Origin of the sequence: Streptomyces sp. NPDC088725 (genome assembly GCF_044751305.1) — a bacterium.
Lineage (GTDB): Bacteria > Actinomycetota > Actinomycetes > Streptomycetales > Streptomycetaceae > Streptomyces.
In genome coordinates this window covers 20,801-44,433 of record NZ_JBIVLO010000013.1, presented here as the reverse complement: position 1 = coordinate 44,433, position 23,633 = coordinate 20,801, and the positions used below count along the sequence as shown (strand labels likewise).

Annotated in this window: 18 protein-coding genes; 3 read left to right on the top strand and 15 right to left on the bottom strand. The window is 71.0% G+C overall.

Annotation, left to right across the window (positions count from 1 at the left end):
- Positions 1 to 374: 374 nt before the first annotated feature.
- From thrB to ACIP6N_RS26760, 8 genes are all read right to left on the bottom strand, one after another.
- Positions 375 to 1,292: a homoserine kinase gene (gene thrB, locus ACIP6N_RS26795; RefSeq protein ID WP_401819666.1), complete on the bottom strand. Its 918-nt coding sequence runs from the start codon at positions 1,290 to 1,292 to the stop codon at positions 375 to 377.
- A 305-nt stretch (positions 1,293 to 1,597) separates the two neighbouring features.
- Complete coding sequence (gene thrC, locus ACIP6N_RS26790) at positions 1,598 to 2,680, bottom strand: threonine synthase (protein WP_401819664.1); 1,083 nt, start codon at positions 2,678 to 2,680, stop codon at positions 1,598 to 1,600.
- Between the two features lie 7 nt (positions 2,681 to 2,687).
- Positions 2,688 to 3,980: a homoserine dehydrogenase gene (locus tag ACIP6N_RS26785; RefSeq protein WP_401819661.1), complete on the bottom strand. Its 1,293-nt coding sequence runs from the start codon at positions 3,978 to 3,980 to the stop codon at positions 2,688 to 2,690.
- Positions 3,981 to 4,073: 93 nt separating this feature from the next.
- Positions 4,074 to 5,465: a diaminopimelate decarboxylase gene (lysA, locus tag ACIP6N_RS26780; RefSeq protein WP_401819660.1), complete on the bottom strand. Its 1,392-nt coding sequence runs from the start codon at positions 5,463 to 5,465 to the stop codon at positions 4,074 to 4,076.
- Between the two features lie 21 nt (positions 5,466 to 5,486).
- On the bottom strand, positions 5,487 to 6,554 hold the full coding sequence (gene nrtL / locus ACIP6N_RS26775; protein WP_401819659.1) for an ArgS-related anticodon-binding protein NrtL: 1,068 nt from the start codon (positions 6,552 to 6,554) through the stop codon (positions 5,487 to 5,489).
- Positions 6,555 to 6,710: 156 nt separating this feature from the next.
- Positions 6,711 to 7,148: a response regulator gene (locus ACIP6N_RS26770; protein ID WP_401819657.1), complete on the bottom strand. Its 438-nt coding sequence runs from the start codon at positions 7,146 to 7,148 to the stop codon at positions 6,711 to 6,713.
- Between the two features lie 153 nt (positions 7,149 to 7,301).
- Complete coding sequence (locus ACIP6N_RS26765; RefSeq protein WP_401819655.1) at positions 7,302 to 8,339, bottom strand: aldo/keto reductase; 1,038 nt, start codon at positions 8,337 to 8,339, stop codon at positions 7,302 to 7,304.
- A 138-nt stretch (positions 8,340 to 8,477) separates the two neighbouring features.
- Positions 8,478 to 8,924 carry a hypothetical protein gene (locus ACIP6N_RS26760; protein ID WP_401819653.1) on the bottom strand — a complete coding sequence of 149 codons (447 nt, stop codon included), beginning with the start codon at positions 8,922 to 8,924 and terminating at the stop codon, positions 8,478 to 8,480.
- A gap of 254 nt (positions 8,925 to 9,178) precedes the next feature.
- Between ACIP6N_RS26760 and ACIP6N_RS26755 the strand changes: the two genes are divergently transcribed.
- Positions 9,179 to 9,913, top strand: a complete 735-nt coding sequence (locus tag ACIP6N_RS26755; protein ID WP_401819902.1) for a VOC family protein — start codon at positions 9,179 to 9,181, stop codon at positions 9,911 to 9,913.
- A 120-nt stretch (positions 9,914 to 10,033) separates the two neighbouring features.
- On the opposite strand, the gene ACIP6N_RS26750 is transcribed toward ACIP6N_RS26755, so the two are convergent.
- The 4 genes from ACIP6N_RS26750 to ACIP6N_RS26735 all read right to left on the bottom strand — a co-directional run bounded on the left by ACIP6N_RS26750 (position 10,034) and on the right by ACIP6N_RS26735 (position 16,203).
- Positions 10,034 to 10,747, bottom strand: coding sequence for a hypothetical protein (locus tag ACIP6N_RS26750; protein WP_401819651.1), 714 nt, complete (start codon positions 10,745 to 10,747; stop codon positions 10,034 to 10,036).
- Between the two features lie 38 nt (positions 10,748 to 10,785).
- A complete protein-coding gene (locus ACIP6N_RS26745) occupies positions 10,786 to 11,379 on the bottom strand; it encodes an RNA polymerase sigma factor (RefSeq protein ID WP_401819650.1) in 594 nt (197 codons plus the stop codon).
- 294 nt (positions 11,380 to 11,673) lie between these two features.
- A complete protein-coding gene (locus ACIP6N_RS26740) occupies positions 11,674 to 13,656 on the bottom strand; it encodes an ABC transporter ATP-binding protein (protein WP_401819648.1) in 1,983 nt (660 codons plus the stop codon).
- A gap of 312 nt (positions 13,657 to 13,968) precedes the next feature.
- On the bottom strand, positions 13,969 to 16,203 hold the full coding sequence (locus tag ACIP6N_RS26735; protein WP_401819645.1) for an MMPL family transporter: 2,235 nt from the start codon (positions 16,201 to 16,203) through the stop codon (positions 13,969 to 13,971).
- Positions 16,204 to 16,520: 317 nt separating this feature from the next.
- On the opposite strand from ACIP6N_RS26735, the gene ACIP6N_RS26730 reads away from it, so the two are divergent.
- Positions 16,521 to 18,350, top strand: coding sequence for an MFS transporter (locus ACIP6N_RS26730; RefSeq protein ID WP_401819642.1), 1,830 nt, complete (start codon positions 16,521 to 16,523; stop codon positions 18,348 to 18,350).
- A 79-nt stretch (positions 18,351 to 18,429) separates the two neighbouring features.
- Here the strand turns inward: ACIP6N_RS26730 and ACIP6N_RS26725 are convergent, their stop codons facing one another.
- From ACIP6N_RS26725 to ACIP6N_RS26715, 3 genes are all read right to left on the bottom strand, one after another.
- A complete protein-coding gene (locus tag ACIP6N_RS26725) occupies positions 18,430 to 18,975 on the bottom strand; it encodes a hypothetical protein (protein WP_401819639.1) in 546 nt (181 codons plus the stop codon).
- 247 nt (positions 18,976 to 19,222) lie between these two features.
- On the bottom strand, positions 19,223 to 20,194 hold the full coding sequence (locus tag ACIP6N_RS26720) for an acetylxylan esterase (protein WP_401819636.1): 972 nt from the start codon (positions 20,192 to 20,194) through the stop codon (positions 19,223 to 19,225).
- Between the two features lie 99 nt (positions 20,195 to 20,293).
- Positions 20,294 to 22,411: a glycogen debranching N-terminal domain-containing protein gene (locus ACIP6N_RS26715; protein WP_401819634.1), complete on the bottom strand. Its 2,118-nt coding sequence runs from the start codon at positions 22,409 to 22,411 to the stop codon at positions 20,294 to 20,296.
- Positions 22,412 to 22,552: 141 nt separating this feature from the next.
- Between ACIP6N_RS26715 and ACIP6N_RS26710 the strand changes: the two genes are divergently transcribed.
- Positions 22,553 to 23,605 (top strand): LacI family DNA-binding transcriptional regulator, encoded by a 1,053-nt coding sequence (locus tag ACIP6N_RS26710; protein WP_401819632.1) that lies wholly within the window; start codon positions 22,553 to 22,555, stop codon positions 23,603 to 23,605.
- The last annotated feature ends 28 nt before the right edge of the window (positions 23,606 to 23,633 follow it).

Below are 23,633 nucleotides of genomic sequence, written 5' to 3'. Positions count from 1 at the left end.
CTTCTGGCTCGGCGACCGGTTGTGCTGTCCGGCTGCGGTCTGTGATCTTTCGGATCGCGGACCTGGGCCGGGGCGATGGTCCCGCCGGGTACGGCGGAGAAATGTGCAACGTGCGTACGTGCGATGGGTCCGGCCCGAGGTCCCCCTGCTCGGCCCACTCCTGGACAAAGCGAGGGGTGTCGTGCCGGTTCCGAGGCGTGCTCAAAACTGCTCAGGCAGGCTGCTCAGGCAGTTGGGGAGGCTCCCGGAAGAATCGTGATCCCGAAGAGGGACACAGAGCACCGCGCCACAAAGACGTCGGTTGCAGACTTGACTTTAACACTACCGGCTCCAACAAACATTCCCCCTCTCATAGCCCGGCAATCCCCTGTCCGCTAAGAACCGAGTGGCAGAACGCTCGCCCCCGCGGCGTCCAGTGCGAGCCGGTTGGCCGCCCAGCCGTCGCCCGCGAGCCGCGCGACCTTGTCGGCCGTACCGTCCTCGACCAGCGCGAGCACGGTCGGTCCCGCGCCGGAGATGACCGCGGGGACGCCGTCCGCGCGCAGCCGGGTGACAAGAGCGACGCTCTCCGGCATCGCGGGCGAGCGGTAGTCCTGGTGGAGCCGGTCCTCGGTGGCCGGGAACAGCAGCTCGGGGCGCCTGGTCAGCGCCTCCACGAGCAGGGCCGCCCGACCGGCGTTGACCACCGCGTCCACATGGGGGACGGTCCGCGGCAGCAGTCCGCGGGCCGTCTCCGTCAGTACGGGGTTGCCCGGCACGAAAACCACCGGAACGATGGAATCGGCGGGCTGCATCTTGATGGCACGCGCCGCTCCCCCGTCCGTCCAGGCCAGGGTGAAACCGCCGAGCAGACAGGCCGCGACATTGTCGGGGTGGCCCTCGATCTCGGTGGCCAGTTCGAGCAGGGCCACGTCGTCGAGCCTGGCGTCGCCGCCTATGGTCACCGCGCGGGCGGCGACGATGCCCGCGCAGATGGCGGCCGAGGACGAACCGAGCCCGCGACCGTGCGGAATGCGGTTGGCGCAGACGACTTCGAGGCCGCGCGGCTGTCCGCCGAGCAGGTCGAAGGCGGTGCGGAGCGCGCGTACGAGCAGGTGGCTCTCGTCGCGGGGAAGCGTGTCGGCGCCCTCACCCGCGATGTCGATGTGCAGACCGGAGTCGGCGACGCGGACGACCACGTCGTCGTAGAGCCCCAGCGACAGGCCGAAGGCGTCGAAGCCAGGGCCGAGGTTGGCGCTGGTGGCGGGGGTGCGCACCCGTACGGCGGCGGCGCGGAACGCGGGACCGGCCATCGCTCTGACGACTCTCCTTGTACCTGCGTGGTGGGCTGGACGGAATGGTGATGTGCCTGCGTGGTGGGGCCGGCGGGATCGTGGTGTGCCTGCGGGATTTCGAGGGGTACGGAACACCCGGGGTCGCGAAGGCGACAACACCGCGGCATATGCGGCGGGACGGGTGACCACAGCCTATCGAAGGAAGGTTCTCCCGCGACATAGGGCGCACAGGAGGCGCACGATGCGTGTCGCGTGCCTGCTGCGCGCCCGTGCCGCGCTTGCCGTTCTTGCCCTCCCTGCCGCGCTTTGTCCCGGAGCGCGGCTCAGCCCAGGCCGAGGCGCTCCGCGGCCGCGCCCGCGTCGACCGGTACGACGACCGGCTGCGGCGCTCCCTGGACGGCCCAGTCGGGGTCCTTGAGCCCGTTTCCGGTCACCGTGCAGACGATGCGCTGGCCGGGGTCGACCTTGCCCTCTTCCGCCGCCTTGAGCAGCCCGGCGACGGACGCCGCCGAGGCGGGCTCCACGAAAACGCCCTCCTGGGAGGCCAACAGCCGGTACGCGCGCAGGATCTGGCGGTCCGTGACCTCGTCGATGAAGCCGCCCGACTCGTCGCGCGCGGCCAGCGCGTACTGCCAGGAGGCCGGGTTGCCGATCCGGATCGCGGTGGCGACGGTGTGCGGGTCCTTGACGACCTCACCGCGCACGATCGGCGCGGAACCCGAGGCCTGGAATCCCCACATGCGGGGCGTACGGGAGGCGGGGCCGCCGGCGGCGTACTCGCCGTATCCCTTCCAGTACGCCGTGATGTTGCCGGCGTTCCCGACGGGCAGGACGTGGATGTCGGGGGCGTCGCCGAGCGCGTCCACGATCTCGAAGGCGGCGGTCTTCTGGCCCTCGATCCTGACCGGATTGACGGAATTGACCAGCGCCACCGGGTAGTTGTCGGACAGCGACCTGGCGAGGGTGAGGCAGTCGTCGAAGTTGCCCTCGACCTGGAGGATCTTCGCGCCGTGCACGAGGGCCTGGCCCATCTTGCCGAGCGCGATCTTGCCCTGCGGCACGAGGACGGCGCAGACCATGCCGGCCCGTACCGCGTAGGCCGCCGCCGAGGCCGACGTATTGCCGGTGGAGGCGCAGATGACAGCCTGTGCGCCCTCTTCCTTGGCGCGGGTGATGGCCATCGTCATGCCGCGGTCCTTGAAGGACCCGGTGGGGTTGGCGCCCTCGACCTTGAGATGCACCTCACAGCCCGTCGCCTCGGACAGCACCTGGGCCGGGACGAGCGGCGTGCCGCCCTCGCGGAGGGTGACGACCGGCGTCGTGGAGGTGACCGGCAGACGGTCCCGGTACTCCTCGATGATGCCGCGCCACTGGTGGCTGCCCTGCTGGGTGCCGTTGCTGGTCATGGGTCCCTTACTCCCCTTCAACACGCATGATGCTGGCGACACCGCGCACGGTGTCCAGCTCGCGCAGCGCCGCGACGGTCGCCGAGAGGGCGGCGTCAGGCGCGCGGTGGGTGACGACGACGAGTGATGCCTCGCCGTCCTTTCCCTTCTGGCGGACCGTGTCGATGGACACGCCGTGCTCGGCGAAGACCGTCGCGACCTGGGCGAGCACACCCGGTTTGTCGGCCACGTCGAGACTGATGTGATAGCGCGTCACCGCCTCGCCCATGGAGCCCACGGGCAGCTGGGTGTACGCGGATTCGCCGGGCCCCCTGGCCTCGCTCAGCTTGTTGCGGCAGACGGCCACGAGGTCGCCGAGCACGGCGGACGCGGTGGGCGCGCCGCCCGCGCCGGGGCCGTAGAACATCAGCTGTCCGGCGTTCTCCGCCTCGACGAAGACCGCGTTGTACGCCTCGCGCACGGAGGCCAGCGGGTGGCTGAGCGGGATCATCGCCGGGTGGACGCGGGCGGTGACGGACCTGCCGTCGGCGGCGCGTTCGCAGATGGCGAGCAGTTTGACGGTGCAGCCCATGCGCTGGGCCGAGGCGAGGTCGGCGGAGGTGACCTCCGAGATGCCCTCGCGGTGCACGTCGTCCAGGCGCACACGGGTGTGGAACGCGATCCCGGCGAGGATGGCGGCCTTGGCGGCGGCGTCGAAGCCCTCGACGTCCGCCGTCGGGTCGGCCTCCGCGTATCCGAGGGCCGTTGCCTCGTCCAGCGCCTCCGAGTAGCCGGCCCCGGCGGAGTCCATCCGGTCGAGGATGAAGTTCGTCGTGCCGTTGACGATGCCGAGGACGCGGTTGACGGTGTCGCCGGCCAGGGACTCGCGCAGCGGCCTGATCAGCGGAATCGCACCGGCGACGGCGGCCTCGAAGTAGAGGTCCCTGCCGTGCCGCGCGGCCGCGTCGTAGAGGGTCGTACCGTCCGTGGCCAGCAGCGCCTTGTTGGCGGAGACGACGGACGCGCCGTGCTCGAAGGCGGTGGTGATCAGCGTACGGGCGGGCTCGATGCCGCCGATGACCTCGACCACGACGTCGATGTCGCCGCGCTTGACCAGGGCGGTCGCGTCGGTGGTGATCAGCGCGGGGTCGATGCCCTCGCGCACCTTGGAGGGGCGCCGGACCGCGATCCCCGCCAGCTCGACCGGGGCGCCGATGCGGGCGGCGAGATCGCCCGCGTGCGTCGTCATGATGCGCGCCACCTCTGAGCCGACCACACCACAGCCCAGCAGCGCCACTTTCAGCGGACGCGTACGCATCATCCGACCTCATTTCATTGAGCGGGAACGTGGACCAGTCTCACTCACCGGACGCGAGGATCTACCCCCTGTCCGGTGAGTGAGACGTGAATCTCGTCAGCCGACATCGAGACGCAGGAGATCTTCCTCCGTCTCGCGCCGGACGATGACCCTGGCCTGCCCGTCCTTCACCGCGACGACGGGCGGCCGGAGCGCGTGGTTGTAGTTGCTCGCCATGGAGCGGCAGTACGCGCCGGTCGCGGGCACGGCGATCAGGTCACCGGGGGCGAGGTCCTCGGGCAGGTAGGCGTCGCGTACGACGATGTCGCCGCTCTCGCAGTGCTTGCCGACGACGCGCGACAGCATCGGCTTGGCGTCGGAGCGGCGCGAGACGAGCGCGACGCTGTAGGCGGCGTCGTACAGCGCGGTGCGGATGTTGTCGGACATGCCGCCGTCGACGCTGACGTAGGTGCGCAGCCCGTCGAGCGGCTTGATCGTGCCGACCTCGTACAGCGTGAAGGCGGTCGGGCCGACGATCGCGCGGCCGGGCTCGACGGAGATCCGGGGGGTGGTGAGCTTCGCCGCCTCGCATTCGCGGGTGACGATGTCCAGGAGCGCCTTGGCGATCGCCTGCGGCTCGCTGGGGTCGTCGTCCGAGGTGTACGCGATGCCGAGGCCGCCGCCGAGGTCGATCTCGGGCAGCTCGACGCCGTGTTCGTCACGCACCTCGGCGAGCAGCTGCACGACGCGGCGGGCGGAGACCTCGAAACCGGCCATGTCGAAGATCTGCGAGCCGATGTGCGAGTGGATGCCGACCAGTTCGAGCCCGTCGAGCCCCAGGACCCGCCTGACGGCCTCCGCGGCCTGCCCGTCGGCGAGCGCGATCCCGAACTTCTGGTCCTCGTGCGCCGTGGCGATGAACTCGTGGGTGTGGGCCTCCACGCCGACGGTGACCCTGATCTGGACGGGCTGGCGCCTGCCGAGGCGCGTCGCGATGTGCGCGACCTGCACGATCTCCTGGAACGAGTCGAGGACGATACGGCCGACGCCGGCACTGACGGCGCGCTCGATCTCCGCGGCGGACTTGTTGTTGCCGTGGAAGGCGATGCGCTCGGCGGGCATCCCGGCGGCGAGCGCGGTGGCCAGTTCGCCGCCGGAGCACACGTCGAGGTTGAGCCCTTCCTCGTTGAGCCAGCGCACGACGGCCGTGGAGAGGAACGCCTTGCCCGCGTAGAAGACGTCGGCGTTACGGCCGAAGGCGGCGGCCCAGGCGCGGCAGCGGGCCCGGAAGTCGGTCTCGTCGAGGAAGTACGCGGGGGTGCCGAACTCCTCGGCGAGGCGCGTCACTTCGATCCCGGCGACGGTGGCGACGCCGTCCTCGTTCCTGCTGACGGTGCGCGACCAGATCTTCTCGTCGAGGACGTTGAGGTCGGGGGCCGGGGGGAAGTAGCGCCCGTCGACGATGACCTCGCCGTGTCGGGGACCTGCGGGGTGTGCGGAACGGCTCATCTCGTGGCTCTCTTGGTTCTCTCAGAGGTGTTCGGGTGCGTCGATGCCGAGCAGGGAAAGGCCACCGGCCAGCACAGCCCCGGTGGCGGCGGCGAGCGCGAGCCGGGAGCGGTGGGCGGCCGAGGGTTTCTCGTCGCCGAGCGGCAGGAGACGTCCGGTCTCCTGGAAGCGCAGGAACGCCTCCGCGGTCTGTTCCAGATGGCGCGCGAGCCGATCGGGCGCGCGCAGCCGGGCGGCGGCTTCGAGAACGGCGGAGTGGTCGCCGAGGACCGCGAGGAGACCGGCGGCCGCGGGGTCGTGGGTGAGCGCGGCAGGCCGGCCGGCCGCCTGAGGGGCGGGGGCCTCGCCTGCCGGGGCCGGGGTGATACCCAGGTGCGCCGCGTTGCGCGCGAGCGCGTGGGTGCGGGCGTGCGCGTAGCGGACGCGGAACAGCGGGTTGCTCTCCCGCTGTATCAGCAGCTCGGGGCCCGTCCTGGGGCGGTCGTGCGGCGCGGGGCGCAGCAGGGCCCAGCGCGCCGCGTCCCGGCCGAGCCGCGCGAAGAGGTCGTCCTCGGGGGGCGCGGGGACGACGCGTACGGTCTCCACGCCGTCCATGCCGTCCACGCGGTCCATGCCCTGCGGGGCCACGGAGGCGTCGGCGCCCTGGCTGCGGAGCAGCGCGACGACCGTTTCGGTCCAGACGCGGGCGCGCGGTTCGGGAGCCCGCGCGAAGACGGCGGTGGTTCCCGCGAGCGCGCTGCCGTGGCCGTGGCGCGGGCCCGCGTTCAGCACCGTACGGACCAGATCCGCCCCGGTGCCGTCCGAGAGCGTGAAGTTGAGGAAGCCGGGGCCGGTGATCTCGATCAGGGCGATGCCGTCCGCGGGCCCGGATCCGATGTGCTCGCGCAGGATTTCCGCTACTTCCCGGGGCGCGCGTCCCGCCTGGCCCGCGAGCGTCAGCGCCGCGTTGGTGGCCCAGTCGCCGCTGCCTCCGGGGCGCGGCCGCTCGACCCGTACCCGTTCGGGCACCGTGACACCGCGCAGCGGACCGGCCTCGACCGCGCGGCGCACGGCGCCGCGCACGGTGAGGGAAAGCTCTGCGGGGGTCACGGGCACCAGCGTATGGGAGGAAGGGGGGCACTTCGCGAACGCGTTTCGCGATGCGGTCAGCCCCGTACGCGCCCGAGGCCCGTTCCGTACGCGCCCGATGTCCACTGCGTACGCGCCCGGGGTTCGTTCCGTGCGCGGCCCCGCCTGCCCGTGCGGTCAGCCGCGTGCGCTCCCCGCGCGCCCCGCCGCGCCGTATCTGCCGTCCAGCACCGCCGGCCCCTCGTGGTGGGTCAGCTGCCGTACGAGCCTGATCAGCTCGGCCGGTTCGAAGGGCTTGGCCAGGAACGCGTCGACTGCCGCGACGCACCCGGACTCCGCCTCGTACCGCGTACAGGCGCTGACGATGGCGATCGGCAGCCTGCTCGTGCGCGGGTCGGCGCGCAGCCGCGCGGCGGTGCGCAGACCGTCGAGGCGGGGCATGACCATGTCGAGCGTGATGACATCGGGCGCCACCTCATGCACGACGTCCAGACATTCGGCACCGTCAGCAGCGGTCACGACCTCGAAGCCCTCCAGCTCGAGATTGACCCTGATCAGTTGCCGGATGACTCGGTTGTCGTCGACAACGAGCACCCGGCCGGACGCGCCCGACACCACTTGAGAGTAGGTCGGATCCCCGTGCCACGTCCGGGTTTTGGCGACTTCCGCGCCCGTGCGGGCAGGGCGGTCCGGTGCCCGCACAGTTCCCGCACAGAGCGGGCACCGCGCGGACACCGGTCGTACGCCGGTGGTGGAGCGGTCCGGATGTCAGTTCGACGCGCGCCGGCGCAGCGCGGCGTCGCCGAGGGCGGGCGGGGTGTAGCCGGAGTCGCGCGCGGACAGGTTCGTGCCCGGCGGGACGATCTCGTCGATCCGGTCGAGTACGTCCTTGCTCAGCCGGATGCCGCCCGCGTCGAGCTGCGTCTCCAGCTGCTCCATCGTGCGCGGACCGATGATCGCGGAGGTGACCGCCGGGTGTTCCAGCACGAAGGCCAGCGCCAGTTGGACGAGTGTGAGACCGGCCTCCTCGGCGAGCACCGCGAGCGCGTCGGCCGCCTCCAGCTTCGCCGCGTTCTCACGGGCGTTGATGTCGAAGCGCTCCCGCTGGCTGTCGGAGCGGCTGGACGACGGCTGCGCGGCGCCCTTGCGGTAGCGGCCGGAGAGCCAGCCGCCCGCGAGCGGGCTCCACGGGATGACCGCGAGACCGTAGCGCTGGGCGACCGGCAGCATCTCGCGCTCGATACCGCGCGCCAGCACGGAGTACGGCGGCTGCTCGGAGACGACCCGCTCGCGGCCGCGCCGCTCGGCTGTCCACTGGCCCTCGACGATCTCCGACGGCTGGAAGGTGGACGTACCGATGTAGCGGATCTTGCCCTGGTGGACGAGGTCGGACAGCGCGCCCAGGGTCTCGTCGAAGTCCGTTCCGGGGGACGGCCGGTGGACCTGGTAGAGGTCGATCCAGTCCGTGCCGAGCCGGCGCAGGCTGTTCTCGACCTCGCGGACGATCCAGCGCCGGGAATTACCCTGCTGGTTCGGGTCGTCGCCCATGCCACCGTGGAACTTGGTGGCCAGCACAACGTTGTCACGCCGCGCGCCCGCCAGCGCCTTGCCGACGATGACCTCCGATTCACCGGCCGAGTAGACGTCGGCGGTGTCGACGAAGTTGATGCCCGAGTCCAGGGCGCGGTGGATGATACGGACGCTGTCGTCGTGGTCCGGGTTTCCCCGGGGGCCGAACATCATGGTGCCCAGACACAGCGGGCTGACCTGGACTCCGGTGCGGCCGAAGGGGCGGTACTCCGTCATCGTGCACTCCGTTCGATGAAACGTCTCGTCAGAACGACTCGCCGGAACGACCCGTTGGAACGACATCCGGCGGCGGCCCGGTGGCAGCCCGGCAGTGGGCGGGCGGCGCCCGGTGGCAACCGCTTTCGGGCGGACACCCTACGCGCCGGTCACGCGGCCGCCGAAGAAGACCTGCGTCTCGGTGATCCTGCCGTCCCGGACGGTGCTGACCTCGACGTTCCGGTACCGCTCCCCGGACTTCAGCTCGTACTCGTACTGGACGAAGACATCGCCGTCCGGCGCCGGTCCGGTGTCACCGTCCGACGCGGGCGTGGCCGACGCGGGCGTGGCCCACGCGGATGCGGCCGCCCCCGCCACGGTCGACCCCGATGCGGCCGACACCGGTACGACCGCGAGGATCCGCTGCCAGGCGAAACGGTCCGCGGTCGGGAAACAGCGGTCGAAGAACGCCGCCCGGTCGATCCGGTCGTCCTGCGGGCTGGTGAACACGTACTCGTCCGCGATCAGCCTCTCCGCGAGCTCGCGGTCCTGGGCGGCGTAACTCTCCAGGCAGGCCCGGACGACATCGGCCGGCGAGTCGGACATGGCGGTACTTCCTCTCGTTCTGTGTCGTGTGAGTCGTTCTCTCACGTGTGAGGACAGACTGCGCGTTCCCGCCTAAGTCATCGGGTACCTCGCTCTTCGGCGAGCCACATGCATGCCGCCGCGCACACGGGCAAGGTGTGGTCCAGGTGCGATCCAGGTGTCATCCAGGTGTGTGAACGAGTGGAATGGAGCGGACACGTCTTATGTCGGCGTCACGTCATGCCGTATCCGGGGCCCCCTGTTGGGTGAGCCTGCTGGCCCGCGATCTGGGCGCGGCCCAGGACTTCTACAGTGCTGTTCTCGGCTGGTCCTACCGGCCTGTCCCCGAGGACGCGGACTTCGCCGTCGCGCTCGACGGCGAGGCACCGGTCGCGGGGCTCGGAGCCACCGCGCCGAGCCTGCGCGCGCCGGTCGCGTGGGTCCCGTACTTCGCGGTCGACAGCGCGGATGTGACCGCCTCCCGGGTACGCGAACGTGGCGCCACCGTCGCGGTCGGGCCGCTCCCGGTGGACAACGGGCGCGCGGCGCTCGCCTCGGACCCGGACGGCGCGGTGTTCGGGTTCTGGGAGGGCAGGACCGTCAAGGGCTGGTCGGTGGGGCAGGGCGGCGGCGGCCCCGCAAGGCTGGAGCTGCGTACGCGGGACGCGTTCGCCGCCGCGATCTTCTACGCGGAGGTGCTGGCCTGGGCCTCGGGTTCTCCGGACAGCTGCGATGTCCAGTACGAACACGACCAGGTGCTGGTGCGGGACGGCTCGCGGGCCGTCGCGGCGCTGCGCGGCGGAGCCGTGGAGAGCGCGCCGGACCCGCAGGTGCGGCCGCGCTGGCACGTCTCCTTCCGGGTGGACGACGTGTCCGCCGCCGCCGATCAGGCCGCGAAGGCCGGAGGCACCGTCATCGTTCCCCCGTCGGAGGCGCACGACGGACGGGACGGCCGGGAGGCCACTCTGCGGGATCCGGATGGCGCGCTGTTCACCGTCACGACGGTCTGATCGCCGTCACGACGACATTCTCGCGGTCCCGGCGGGCTGATCACCGTCACGACGGCCCGGTCAGCGTCACGACGGCCGGATCGCGGTCGCGACGGCGGGATGGCGGTCACCTCACTCCGATCACTGCGGCTTGACAGGCCCGCGGGCCAGTTCGCCGGTCAACGCGACGTCGGGCTGTGGTACTTCACCGAAGTCCTCGTCCGCGCTGTCGACGCGCAGCCGGTTGATGACCGCTTCCAGCGACGCGGGCAGGGAGGGATTACGGCCGCGACGGCACTGGCTGATCAGGTCGTGCCGCACCGTCTCGGGAAGCAGGGGGAACGAGGTCACCGGGGCCGGGGCGGGCGTGGCGGGCGGCGGTTGACCCTGCCCGGCCGGCCCGCGGCACTGGCCGTGCCAGTAGGCGGCGTCCCGGAACTCGGCCCGCCGCCGGTGGGCGAGGAAGAGGCAGCAGGCCGCTGTCCGGTTGCCGCCGCCCGCGGCGAACTGCCACCAGAACTGCGCCGCGTCCCGGTGGCCCGCCAGATGCAGGAGGGCGCCGAAGACGACGGCGCCTTCGGGGTCCATACGGTCCTGATCGGCCAGCCGGGACAGACTGACGGCGGCCTGCGGGGCGTTCACGATGAGCGCGACGGCCAAGTTGAGGTCGTGCGCGGCCTGTTCGTGGGCGGAGGGGTAGCGCGGCGGGACATCCGGCGAGGCGGTGTACTCCGCACACCGGTCGCGGACGCGCCGGCGCGCGGCTTCGGTGTCGTAGTCGTCATAGGTGTCGGCGAGGACTTCCGCGCCTTCCAACAGCCCTTCGATGGGCGCGGGTTCATCTGTGCGGGGCACGTCTGCTCTTCCTGATGTCGGGACTTTCGCAACACGCCCTAGAACTCGCGCATCCCGAGGTCTTTGGCCAACCGCCTTCTGGCGTGGCGTACATGGGAGCGGACGGTGGCCACCTCGATGCCCAGGTACTCCGCGACCTCGTCGTCGGGGACCTGGAGGACGTAGCGCAGGACGACGACGTCGTACTGCCGCTCCGGCAGCCGGGCGATCGCCGCGTACAGCCCGATCTCGCCCTCCAGTACCGCGAATTGATCGCGCATCTCGTGCAGGAGCAGCTTGCGAATGGCGATGTGGAAGGCGGCGGTGTCCACCAGTACGGGGCGCCGGCCGCGGGCGTCCAGCCAGCGCGCGACCTCTTCCTTCAGTACCGCCCAGGCGTACTGGGGCACCGATTCCTGGGTGAGGACGTGGTCCCAGTGCTCCATCAGCCGCGCGCAGGTGGCGTCCACCACCGCCTCCGCCGTGGACCGCTTGCCGACCTGGGTATGGGCATAGCGCAGCCATAACTTGTGATGGTGGGTGTCGAACGCGTCGAACGTCAGCGCGAGTCGCCGCCGTGGGCCGCTCCCCCCGGGATTGCCGGCCCGGGACTCGTACCGCCTGGCCACCACACGTTCCGGATCGAGTCTCACGTGTGTCCCGTTCCCTGGCACCGCGCCGCTCCGGGGTGGAGGGCGTCGGTGTGAGAGGTGCGGTCTCTCCCTCATAAGCCAATCGGATGACGGTGGTTGGCGTGCAAGGCACCCTCCGATTTTCTCGCGGACGGTGACGGGGCGACTACGGCCGGGTTCCCTGGTTCCCCGCTGCGCGCGGGGCAGTTCGCCGTGCGTCGTGCGGTTGACCAGCGTCCGTCCGGGCACCGGCCGTCGAACGTCCGGGCAACGGCCACCGGACGCCGGATCTCGGGTACCGGAGGTCGGACAGCCCTACAGATCCGTCAGTTGGGCCCCGTTCCGGGCCCTGTCCTCCTTCGGCCTCTGGGTCGGGACGGCGGGAGCCGCCGGTTTTCCCTCCACCGCGTACTGCGCCGCCTGGATCTCGTACAACTCCTTGAAGGCCCCGGGGCCTTCGGTGTCGTCGGACAGCAGTTCCTCGAACGTCCCGGTCTCCACGACCCGTCCTCCGTCGAGGACGTGGATCAGATCCGCCGCCCGCACGGAGCCGAGACGGTGGGTGATGAGGATGACCGTCTGGCCGGAGTCGGCCAGCGCGCGGATCTGCTCGAAGAGTTGCTGTTCGGCCTTCGCGTCGAGGGCTGACGTCGGCTCGTCGACGATGAGGATCTCGGCCGCCCTGTAGTGCGCGCGGGCGAGGCCCAGACGTTGCCACTGGCCTCCGGATAGCTGGTGTCCGCCTTTGTAGCCGCGGGCCAGCAGCGTCTTCCAGCCGCGTGGCAGTTTCTCGATCAGCTCGTCCGCGCCCGCGTGACCGACCGCCCGCGTGAGGCGTTCCTCGCTCACCGGGGTGTCGGACCTGCCGATGCTGACGTTCACCGAGGCGGTGAACGGCCAGCGGTGGAAGTCCTGGCCCACCACCGCTACGCGGGCGACCAGCTCCCGCCTGTCGGCCTTCGCCGCGTCGACGTCGTCCCAGAGGATGCGGCCCGCGTCCGGCTGGTAGAGCCCGCACAGCAGCTTGACCAGGGTGCTCTTGCCGCTGCCGTTCTCCCCGACCAGCGCGACGATCCGGCCGGTCGGGATGGTGAGGCTGACGCCGTCCAGGGCGCGTTCGTTGTCCTTGCCCTGGTAGGTGAAGACCACGTCCTCGAAGGTGATGGCCTTGGGCGCGGCGGGCAGTGGCAGGCCGCCTTCCGGGATGGCCCGCTGGACGGCCTCCTCGCACAGCCGGTGCAGATCGCCGACGAACAGGCTTTCCTCGTGCAGGTAGTTGAGCTGGAGGACCAGGCTGTCCAGGCTGGACGAGCCGGTGCGGATGGCGAGTACGGCGGTGCCGCCGACGGAGAGTGCCATGGCGCCCGTCCACGTCAGTCCGCCGAGGGTGGCGTACGCGGCGGCCGCCGCGAGCCCGGTCCAGCCCGCGGCGACCAGTCCCGTACGGGCCGCGAGTCTGGCCAGTCTGCGCTGCTCGGCCTCCTGGGACTGGGACATGGCGCGGAAGTGGTGCAGAAGGAACGGGCCCACGTTGTGGACGCGGATCTCGGGCGCCGCGTCGGTGGAGATCAGCAGCTGCCTGATGAGATGCCCTGCGCGCGAGTGCTGCACCCACGCGTGGAAGGACAGGTAGCGCCGCCGCGCCGTCGTCAGGGCCGCCCACGCGCTGGGCAGGGTCATCGCGACGAGCAGGGGCAGCAGCAGCGGGTGCAGTACGGCGAGCACCCCGGCGGCGGCGATCAGCGACATCAGCGCGTTGATGGTGTTCTGGCAGTACTTGACCATGGCCCGGGCCGAACTCGCCCCGAAGGAAGCGCTGTCGAGGAGCTTGTGGAACTCCTCGTCCTCGATCGCTTCCAGCTCGACGTTGGCGGTGTGGGCCAAGTAGCGCTCGGTGGCGACTCGTTCGACCTTCGGCTCCAACTGCCCCGTGCCCGCGGTAGACAGGGCGCGCAGCAACGCACCGAGGAGGGTGGCCGCGCCGGCGACGGCGAGCGCGGGGGCCGCGTCGGTCAGCCGCTGCGCGGTCGTGCCGTCGCCGAGGAGGTGGGACAGGACGCGGTTGACGGCGATCAGGCCCACCGCCTGGCTGAGCCCCCGGCCGAACTCCGAGAACGTCACGAGCCGCAGCGCGCCCCTGTCGGCCTCCCAGGCCAGCCGGGCGGTGGTGGCGAGCATGCGCGGCAGCCGCGTCACCAGGGAGCGCAAGTTCAGCTGGAACAGTGCGTCTTCGTGCTTGCTCCAGCCGTAGTCGTACCGGAGCGGCCCGCCGAACAGCAGCTCTTCGGACTCCGACACCGCCTCGCCCTCCGGCTGCGCGGTCGTGGCTTTCCGGCGTACTTTCACTCGGCAACCCCCACTGCGAGCGTGCGTCACACCTGGCGCACTTCGGATGGACCGGTCGTGCCACCGCCGTCGAACACGGGGTGCCCGACAACACTGCCCACGAGGGCGGGAGCGGACAAGACGTTTCCTCCTGCGATGCCGGCGGCACATGCGGCCATCCGGACAACGCGCCTGATCAGGGGTGTGTGCCGGGACAGGACGGATGAGTCATCGCACGAAAGTTCGGACCGGCGTCCTCCCCCGTCCCCTCCCTGACGCGACAGGTCATTCCCGTTCCCGTCCCTTCTCGCCACGCCCAGGCCGCCCGGAGATCCGCGCGGGCAGCGAGGCGCCCTCCATGCCGACGTCCGGCAGGAGGCGTTCGAGCGGGCGCGGCAGGCTCCAGGCGTGGCGGCCGAGCAGGGCCATGACGGCCGGGACCAGCGTCATCCTGACGACGAACGCGTCGATCAGCACACCCACCGTCAGCGCGAATCCGATGGACTTGGTGATCGGGTCCTTGTTGAAGATGAAGCCGCCGAAGACCGACGCCATGATCAGCGCCGCCGCGCTCACGACGCGTCCGCTGCGCGCCAGGCCGTACGCGATGGCCTCCTTGGCGTTCCCGGTGCGCGCGAAGTGTTCCCGCATACGGCTGACGAGGAACACCTCGTAGTCCATCGCGAGCCCGAACAGCACGCCGATCAGCAGGACGGGCAGGAAGCTGGTGACCGGCGCCGCGGCCGCGACCTCGAAGACGCTGTTCAGATGGCCGTACTGGAAGACCCACACGACCGCGCCGAGGCCCGCCGCGATGGACAGCAGGAAGCCGATCACGGCTTTGAGCGGGACCAGCAGGGACCGGAAGGCGATGGTCAGCAGGATCGCCGCGAGCACCACGATGATGACGATGAAGAGCGGCAGCGCGGACGACAGTTTCGCCGAGACGTCGATGGCGCCGGCGGTGGCGCCCGCCACGTACACCGAGCCGTGCGCGCGGGCGACGGGCGGCTCGACGGTGTCGCGCAGCCGGTTGACCAGGTGGGTGGTGGCCGCGGAGTCGGGCCCGGACTTGGGGACGACGGCGAGGACCGTGACGTCTCCGTCGGGGGACGTGTGGGGCGGTGCGACGGCAGCCACCTCGTGGTCGTCCTTGATTGTCGCGCGTACCCGCCCGATCACGGGCTTCCGCTGTGCGACCGGAATGCCGGTGGCGTCCACGACCACGGTGAGCGTGGCGTTGAAGCCGGGGCCGAACCCCTTGGAGAGCAGGTCGTAGCTGCGGTGCTGTGTGCTGTTGACGGGCTGTGTCTCGTTGCTGGGCAGCCCCAGACGCAGGTTCAGGGCGGGCAGCGCGAGGACGAGCAGCCCGAGAACACCGATCACCAGCACGGCGACCGGTGCGCGCATGACCATCCGGGCCCAGGCAACTCCCCAATCACCGGGGGTGGTTGACGCACGGGCGCTTCCGGCGGTACGCCGCCGGCGCAGCAGCCGCCCGTGTCTCGGCGACCGTGGCCGCAGCCGCTCCCCCGCGAACGACAGCACCGCCGGGACGAGTGTCAGGGCGATGAACACGGCGATCAGTACGGTGCCCGCGGCCGCGAGGCCCATGATCGTGAGGAAGGGGATGCCGGTCGCTGAGAGCGCGGCGAGCGCGATGACGACCGTGACCCCCGCGAAGCACACGGCGCTGCCCGCGGTCGCGACGGCCCGTGCGATCGAGTCCCGTACGTCCGTCTCCGGATCGACCAGTTGCTCACGGTGGCGGGAGACGATGAACAGGGCGTAGTCGATGCCCACCGCGAGACCGACCATCAGGGCGAGCACGGTGGCGGTGCTGGTCATCTGGACGAACCGGGAGACGAACATGACGCCCAGGACGCCGATTCCCACCCCGATCAGCGCGGTGACCAGCGGCAGTCCGGCCGCGAGGAGAGAGCTGAGCGCGATGGCCAGCACGAAGAAGGCGATGACCACGCCGATGATCTCGGCGGGCCCGCCGACCTTCGTCTTCGCGTTCTCCGCCGAGCCGCCGAACTCGACATCGAGCCCCGCGTCACGGGCCGGTCGCATCGCCCGGGAGAGCGCGTCCTTCGCCGACTGGGGCACGTTGGAGGCGGTCTGACGGAAGAGCACGTCCGCGTAGCCGATGGTCCGGTTCTTCGAGACGGTGCCGGTCTTCGCCGGGTCGGAGACGGAGACCACGCCAGGCACGCCGGCCGCCCGTTTGAGGCTCTCGGACACCGCGCTCCGCGCGGCGGGCGCCGTCAGCGCGGTGCCGTGCGGAGCCGCGAACACGACGCGCGCCACTCCTCCGGCGGCCTCCGGGAACTTCTGCTGGAGGAGGTCCTGCGCCTGCTGCGACTCGACGCCCGGCACGGTGAACTGGGTGGTGAGCGTGCCGCTCAGGGAGGTTCCCAGGAAGGCGACGACCACGAGGAGAAGCAGCCACGTCCCGACAACCCTGCCGCGGCACCGCGCGGCCCAGCGCCCCAGCGCGTACAAGCGTCCAGCCACGGGCCGCCCACTTTCTCTCGCGTTCCCTCGGCCCCCACCTCGCCTCATGATTACACGCTGTTGCCGGAATACGGCTGAGTGTGAATGCGCGGCCGCTCCGCTCCGGCTTCACAGGTGCGTCACGCGCGCGTGGACCTGACGGCGTACGCCGGTGACGCTCCGGACCGTGTCGGCGGTCGCCGCTGCCGCTCTCACGCTCTCGACCTCGGCGTACATATGGATGTCACGTACACGGGATAGATTGCGTGCATCGGCCAACCATCCGTGCCCGCGTCCCTCGGCGGACAGCAGACGCATGTTGTGAAGGAGTTACCCGCATGGTGGGCATGACTCGTCGAACGACCGCGGAACCCCCGGGGAGCGGCGCGCCCGGGGAACACTACAAATGGATAGCGCTGTCGAACACCACACTCGGTGTGCTGATGGTGATGATCAACCAGTCCATCGTGCTGATAGCCCTCCCCGACATATTCCGCGGCATCCATCTGGACCCGCTGGATCCCTCCAACACCAGTTATCTGCTCTGGATGTTGATGGGCTTCATGGTCGTCACGGCGGTGCTCGTGGTGACGTTCGGCAGACTCGGCGACATGTTCGGCCGCGTCCGTATGTACAACATGGGCTTCGCCGCCTTCACGTTCTGCTCGGTGATGCTCGCGGTCACCTGGCTGGACGGCAGCGCCGGCGCGCTGTGGCTGATCAGCTGGCGTATCGCGCAGGGCATCGGCGGTGCGCTGCTCTTCGCCAACTCCACGGCCATCCTGACCGACGCGTTCCCCACAAGCCAGCGCGGAACCGCGCTCGGCATCAACTCCATCGCGGCCATCGCCGGTTCGTTCATCGGACTGATCCTGGGCGGTGTACTGGCCCCGGTGAGCTGGAAGCTGATCTTCCTGGTGTCGGTGCCCTTCGGCATCTTCGGCACGGTGTGGGCGTACGTGAAACTCCATGACACCGGGGTGCGCGCCAGGGCGAAGATGGACTGGTGGGGCAACATCACCTTCGCCGTCGGCCTGATCGCCGTGCTGGTGGGCATCACGTACGGCATCCAGCCGTACGGCTCCAGCACGATGGGCTGGCTGAACCCGTGGGTGCTGACCGCCCTGATCGGCGGCCTGGTGGTGCTCGGCCTGTTCGTGCTGATCGAACTGAAGGTGGCGGAGCCGCTGTTCAGGCTGTCGCTGTTCCGGCTGCGGGCCTTCACGGCCGGCAACATCGCGAGCCTGCTGATGGCACTCGGCCGCGGTGGTCTGCAGTTCATGCTGATCATGTGGCTACAGGGGATCTGGCTCCCCCTGCACGGCTACAGCTTCGAGAAGACCCCACTGTGGGCGGGCATCTACATGATTCCGCTGACCGTCGGCTTCCTGCTCTCCGCGCCGCTCTCCGGCTACCTGTCGGACCGCTTCGGCGCGCGGGCGTTCACGGTCGGCGGCTCGCTGCTGACCGGCGCCGGCTTCGTGGCGCTGATGGAGCTGCCCACGGACTTCAACTACTGGCTGTTCGCCGTCCTGTTGTTCGTCAACGGCCTGGGCTCCGGCCTCTTCTCGTCGCCGAACAGGGCCGAGATCATGAACGCGGTCCCGGCCGAATCGCGCGGCGCGGGCGCCGGGATGACGGCGACGTTCCAGAACTCCGCGTCTGTCCTGTCCATCGGCATCTTCTTCAGCCTGATGATCGCGGGGCTCTCGACCAGCCTGCCGAGCGTGATGCACGAGGGTCTCGTCCACCAGGGCGTGCCGGACCAGATGGCCCAGGGTGTATCGCAACTCCCGCCGATCGCCGTGCTGTTCGCCGCGTTCCTGGGATACAACCCGTTCCAGCAGCTGTTGGGTGACCAGCTGTCAGGGCTGCCGGACGGCGGAAAGAACATCACCGGCAAGGAGTTCTTCCCGCACCTGATCTCGGGCCCCTTCCACCAGGGCCTGGTCATCGCGTTCTGGTTCGCGGTGGCGGCCTGCGTGATCGCCGCGGCCTCCTCGCTCCTGACGGGCCGCCTCGGCCGCGCACACCCGGTGCCCGCCCCGGAACCGCTGGGCTCTGAACTGGCCGCGGTCTCGGGCGCGTCGGGCCTCGCGCTCACCGAACTGGTGGTGCCGGTCGAGGACGGCGAAGCGCCGCCCGCGAAACAGGGCCTGGACGGATAGCGGTACCGCACCACGGCCAACGGCCCTTTGAATGCCGGTATTTCGGCGTTCAGAGGGCCGTTGGTATTCCGACTGCGCGTCAGCTGACCAAGATCGGGCCCGCGGTGGCGGTGCACTTGATCACGGTGGTGTCCTGGGCGGCGCAGCCCGTGCCCGGGACGGCGGTCCAGCCGGGCGGGGTGAAGAGCAGGACGTTGCTGTTCAGGCCCCAGGTGCCCGGCGGCACGTTGACCCGGCCGACGGTCTCCGACTGGTAGCCGATGACGTCGTACTGGCTGCCCGGGTAGTAGGCGATGTCCTGGCCCCATACGTACGAGGCGCTGGCGCCCTGCATGTGGAGCTGGAGGCCGCACAGGACGACCGAGCGCCAGGAGAGCTGGTGCGGCTGGGTGGGAGGGTATCCGATCCCGCTGGGCACGGTGACCTCACACGTCGTGGTGTCGCCCGTGGCGGTGTACGTGTAGGTCACGTAGGCGCTGTCCGCACCGATGTCGGCGGGCGCGACGGCGGCGGGGGCGGCGGGCGCGGCTTCGGCCGTGCCGTAGCCCGCGACCAGGAAGGACGCTGCGAGGCCAAGTGTCGCGATGGCGCTGCCTATTTTGCGACGGAGCGAGGGGGGAGCCATGTCGGCCCTTTCGTCGTTGGGGACCTGAACTGAGAGAAGTCCAGTGGGGGGACCGTCAGTCACGAGGCAGGCTCGGATGACGGTCGGTCCGTGAAGGCACCGGCCGAATCTTCGGCCTCCGGAGCGACCATAGCGCTGGTTTTATCGATCCAACAACGGTCAGGACACGAGTAGTTGGGCTGTGAACGCACTCCGCGCGGCCGCCCGGCACCGGGGCGGCCGCGCGGAGGCGGGTCGGATCAGCAGGTCAGAGCGTCGGCAGCGAACGCAGGAAGCGCAGTTGTTCCAGGTCCTGGAAGTAGCCGCCGCCCTCGTGCCGGTTCCAGGGCCACACCCGGATGTCCTTGGGACCGGCCCAGTGGTTGTACGCGGCGAAGACCGTCGACGGCGGGCAGATGTCGTCCATCAGGGCCACCGCGAACAGTGAGGGGGCGTTCGCGCGGGCCGCGAAGTTGACCCCGTCGAAGTACGACAGGGTGCGGAACACCTGCTCCACGGAGTCGCGGTGGGTGCGCAGGTACGTCCAGATCTCGCGGTACGCGTTGCCCTCGACCACCTGGAGCGCTCGCCGGTAGTGGGTCAGCGACGGCTGGTTGACCAGCGCCGCGCTCACCCCGTCCACCAGCGCCGAGGCGGCCAGCGCGATGCCGCCGCCCTGGCTGCCCCCGGAGATGATGATGCGCTCCGGGTCGACCGACGGGTGGCTGCGCGCCGCGTCCACGGCCCGCACGGCGTCGGTGAAGACCCGGCGGTAGTAGTAGTCGGCCGGGTCCTCGATGCCGCGCGTGACCATGCCGGGGGACGAGGAGCCGCCGCTGCCGTGCGGGTCACCGGTGGCGCCCGGCTGGAGCGAGCCGCCCTGACCGCGCGTGTCCATCAGCAGGTGGGCGTATCCGGCGGACGGCCAGGTCAGCCACTCGTACGGGAAGCCGCGGCCGCCGCCGTATCCCAGGAAGCCCACCACGCACGGCAGTGGTTCCGTGGCGTTGGCGGGGACCAGCAGCCAGCCGGCCACCGGATCGCCGCCGAAGCCCGGGAAGCGCACGTCGTAGACGTTCACCTCGGTCAGGCAGGCGTCGTACGGGGTGAACGTGGCCGGCCGGTCGTGGGTGCGCGCCTCGGCGAGGGTGCCGGCCCAGAAGGTGTCGAAGTCTGCCGGTTCCTCGCGGTCGGGGAGGTAGCGGCGCAGTTCCTCCAGGGGCATGTCCATCAGCGGCATGAGGGGCGGCTCCTCGGTTCGTGGTGAGTGTTCGCGGTGCGGGTTCGTGATGCGGGTTCGTGATGGACTCGCCGCGATACGCGGCGAGTCCAGGGGTGGTCAGGCGTCTTCGCCGGCGCCGTGCACCGTGAGCGTGTCCGGCGCGTCCACCTCGGCGCGGCCCGCCGCGTCCAGCCGTACGCTCAGCGGCGCGCCCGCGACTTCCAGGCCGCTCAGGCTCAGCGGCCCCATGCCCTGCGCGGCCAGCGGCGCCACACGCAGCGTCCCGCCGGGTACGTCGGCCTCCAGGCCCAGCGCGGCCTGGAGCAGCAGGACCGCCGAGGCGGCCGACCACGCCTGCGGGCGGCAGGAGGCCGGGTACGGGGCGGGCGCGCTGTCGGCGGCGGAGCCGTGGCCCGCGAACAGCTCGGGCAGCCGGCCGTCGAAGGCCACGGAAGCGGCGATCAGGCCGTCGGCCAGCTTGGCGGCCTCCTCCGGGAAACCGGCCCTGACCAGGCCGTGCACCGCGATGGCGGTGTCGTGCGGCCAGATGGCGCCGATGTGGTAACCGAAGGGGTTGAAGCCGGTGGAGTCGGTGCTCAGCGTGCGCAGGCCGAAACCGGAGTCCAGCTCGGGTCCGGCGATCCTGGCGACAAGCAGCGCGCTCTCCTCCTGGTTGAGCAGTCCGGTGCCCAGCAGGTGCCCGAAGGCGGAAGTGACGGCGTCCACCGGGCGCTTGTTCGCGTCCAGGGCGACGGCCACGTAGCGGCCGTTCTCGTCGTCGACCCAGAAGCTCTCCCGGAAGCGGCGCTGGAGCTGGGCGGCCCACTCCTCCCAGCGCTCGGCGCCGGGGCGGTCGAAGGCGCGCAGCAGGGCCGCGCCGGCCATGGCGGCCTCGTACCCGTACGCCTGCACCTCGCACAGCGCGATGGGCGCCTCGGCGAGGGTTCCGTCGCGCCAGCGGATGGAGTCGCCGGAGTCCTTCCAGCCCTGATTGGCCAGGCCGTTGCCGGTCGTGTCGATGTATTCGAGCAGGCCGTCGCCGTCGGCGTCGCCGTACTCGGCGAGCCATTCCAGGGCGGCTTCGGCGTGCGGCAGCAGCGCGCGGACCTGCTCGGGGTCCAGGCCCCAGCGCCACGCGTCGTGCAGCAGGATCACCCAGAGCGGGGTCGCGTCCACGGTGCCGAAGTAGACCGGCGGGAGGGTGGCGCCCTCGCGCAGGTTCGCCTCCTCGCGGCGCACCTCGTGCAGGATCTTGCCGGGCTGCTCCTCGGTGCCCGGGTCGGTGACGGCGCCCTGACGGCGGGCCAGCGTACGCAGGGTGCCCGCGGCCAGCTCGGTGCCGAGCGGCAGCAGCATCCGGGCGGCCCAGAGCGAGTCACGGCCGAAGAGGGTGAGGAACCACGGGGATCCGGCGGCGAGGAACTGGTCCTCGGGAGCCTGGGAGTCGGACAGCAGCAGCCGCGCGAGGTCGTCCACGGACCGGGCGAGGAGGTGGTCGAGGCGCCGGTCGGAGCTGCGCAGTTCGGTCGGCGACCACGGGACGGCGTCGCGCGCGACGGCCGGGAACTGGTCGGGCTCGACGGAGACGGCGGCGCACTCCACGGTCGAACGCCACGTCTCACCGGCGCCCAGTTCCACCAGGAAGCGCAGCTCGCCGAGGGCCGCGTCGATCCGCGGGGAGCCGGACTCGGCGTGCAGCCGGACCGTCACCTCGTCGTCGTTCCAGACCAGTCCGGCGTCCTCGGCGCGGGCGGGCAGCGCGGGGCGGGGGCGGCCGGCCTTGACGTCGTCCATCCGGGCCAGGTCCGTACCGGCGGTGAGCACGACCTCCAGGCGGATCCGCTGAAGACCGGCGTTGGCTATCTCCAGCTCCTCGCGCAGCACGCCGGGGGCGACCGAGCGCAGCCGGTGCAGCGTGACGGCCGGGTCCGCGGTGTGTTCTCCGAGGCCGCGCAGGATCGCGCGGAAACCGGTCTGGTCGGCGGAACGCAGCGTCTGGCGGATGGCGGACAGCGGCACGCCCTGCACCCGGACCGCCAGCGACGAGAGCATCCGGCGGTCACCGTGGAAGAATCCGTCGGCGCCGCCGGCGATGTCCCCGTCGGGCCTGGACAGCACGAGGCTGGGCGCGTAGAGAGTGGTGCAGGTGTCGTGCAGGAAGGGCTGAAGGCCCTCGGTGACGACGTCCGTGAGCCCGTGATCACCGGTGGGGTGTCCCTGGACGACCGTGTTCACTGTGTGGAGCCTCTCGTAGATTGGATCGATCAAAATTCACCCTAGCCCTTGCCAAGCTGGCATTGAAGAGAGTTTTATCGATCCATCGAAGATGCAGCGCCGCATTTCGAGTGAGTGGCGCGTGGACGACGGAGGCCGTTGGTGGCACGTACGACCCCGGCCGGCGGGCGCAAGGACGGGCCGGTCACCCTGGCCCTGGTCGCCCAGCGGGCGGGAGTGTCGGCGCAGACGGTGTCCAACGCGCTCAACTCACCCGACCTGCTCGCACCCCGGACCCTGAAGCGGGTCCGAGAGGCGATCAGCGATCTGGACTACCGGCCTCACCAGGCGGCCCGTTCGCTGCGCACCCGCTCCAGCCGGCTGATCGGTTACGGCGTCCATCCGACACCCACCGGCCTCTCCACGCCGGTGCTCGACCACTTCCTGCACGCGCTGTCCGACTCGGCCGACAAGGCGGGTTACCGCATCCTGCTGTTCGCCGCCCCCACCGGCACGGCGAACGAGGCGGAGCGGTACGGCGAACTGCTGCGCGAGCACTCACTGGACGCGTTCGTCCTGAGCAGCACCTTCCGCGGCGACCGCCGCCCCGGCTGGCTGCAGAAGCGGGGCGTGCCGTTCGTCGCGTTCGGCAGGTGGTCGGCCCGGGACACCGCGGACTGGGTGGACGTCGACGGCGCGCACGGCACCGCCGCCGCGGTCGATCACCTGGTGGCCGCGGGGCACCGCAAGATCGCCTTCCTCGGCTGGCCCCGCGGTTCGAGCGTCGGCGACGACCGGGCGCGCGGCTGGCGCGAGGCGATGCGGCGGCACAGCCTGCCCGTGCGCGAGCTGCGGGTGCAGTCGCTGGACGACGTCGATGCCGCGCGGGACGCGATCGCGCCGGTCTTACCGGGCGTCACCGCCGTGGTGGCGGCCAGCGACACGCTGGCGCTCGGCTGCTACCGGGCGCTGCGGGACAGCGGCAGGGTCCCCGGGCAGGACGTGGCGGTGGTCGGCTTCGACGACTCCCCCGCCGCCGGACTGCTCTCCCCGAGCCTCAGCAGCGTGCACCAGCCGCTGGAGGAGGTCGGCAGGGCCTGCACCCGGCTGCTCGTCTCCCGTATCCAGAACCCGGAGGCCGCTCCGGAGCGTGTGCTCCTGACGCCCGAACTGGTCGTACGGGAGAGCTCGACCGCCCCGCTGCCCGGCCGCTGACCTCCCACCCCGTGCCGCCCTCCGCACC

Excerpts from the sequence above, each read along its gene's own strand:
- thrB (WP_401819666.1), bottom strand. The coding sequence starts at position 1,292 with ATGGCCGGTCCCGCGTTCCGCGCCGCCGCCGTACGGGTGCGCACCCCC.
- thrC (WP_401819664.1), bottom strand. The coding sequence starts at position 2,680 with ATGACCAGCAACGGCACCCAGCAGGGCAGCCACCAGTGGCGCGGCATC.
- ACIP6N_RS26785 (WP_401819661.1), bottom strand. The coding sequence starts at position 3,980 with ATGATGCGTACGCGTCCGCTGAAAGTGGCGCTGCTGGGCTGTGGTGTG.
- lysA (WP_401819660.1), bottom strand. The coding sequence starts at position 5,465 with ATGAGCCGTTCCGCACACCCCGCAGGTCCCCGACACGGCGAGGTCATC.
- ACIP6N_RS26765 (WP_401819655.1), bottom strand. The coding sequence starts at position 8,339 with ATGACGGAGTACCGCCCCTTCGGCCGCACCGGAGTCCAGGTCAGCCCG.
- ACIP6N_RS26760 (WP_401819653.1), bottom strand. The coding sequence starts at position 8,924 with ATGTCCGACTCGCCGGCCGATGTCGTCCGGGCCTGCCTGGAGAGTTAC.
- ACIP6N_RS26730 (WP_401819642.1), top strand. The coding sequence starts at position 16,521 with ATGGTGGGCATGACTCGTCGAACGACCGCGGAACCCCCGGGGAGCGGC.
- ACIP6N_RS26725 (WP_401819639.1), bottom strand. The coding sequence starts at position 18,975 with ATGGCTCCCCCCTCGCTCCGTCGCAAAATAGGCAGCGCCATCGCGACA.
- ACIP6N_RS26720 (WP_401819636.1), bottom strand. The coding sequence starts at position 20,194 with ATGCCGCTGATGGACATGCCCCTGGAGGAACTGCGCCGCTACCTCCCC.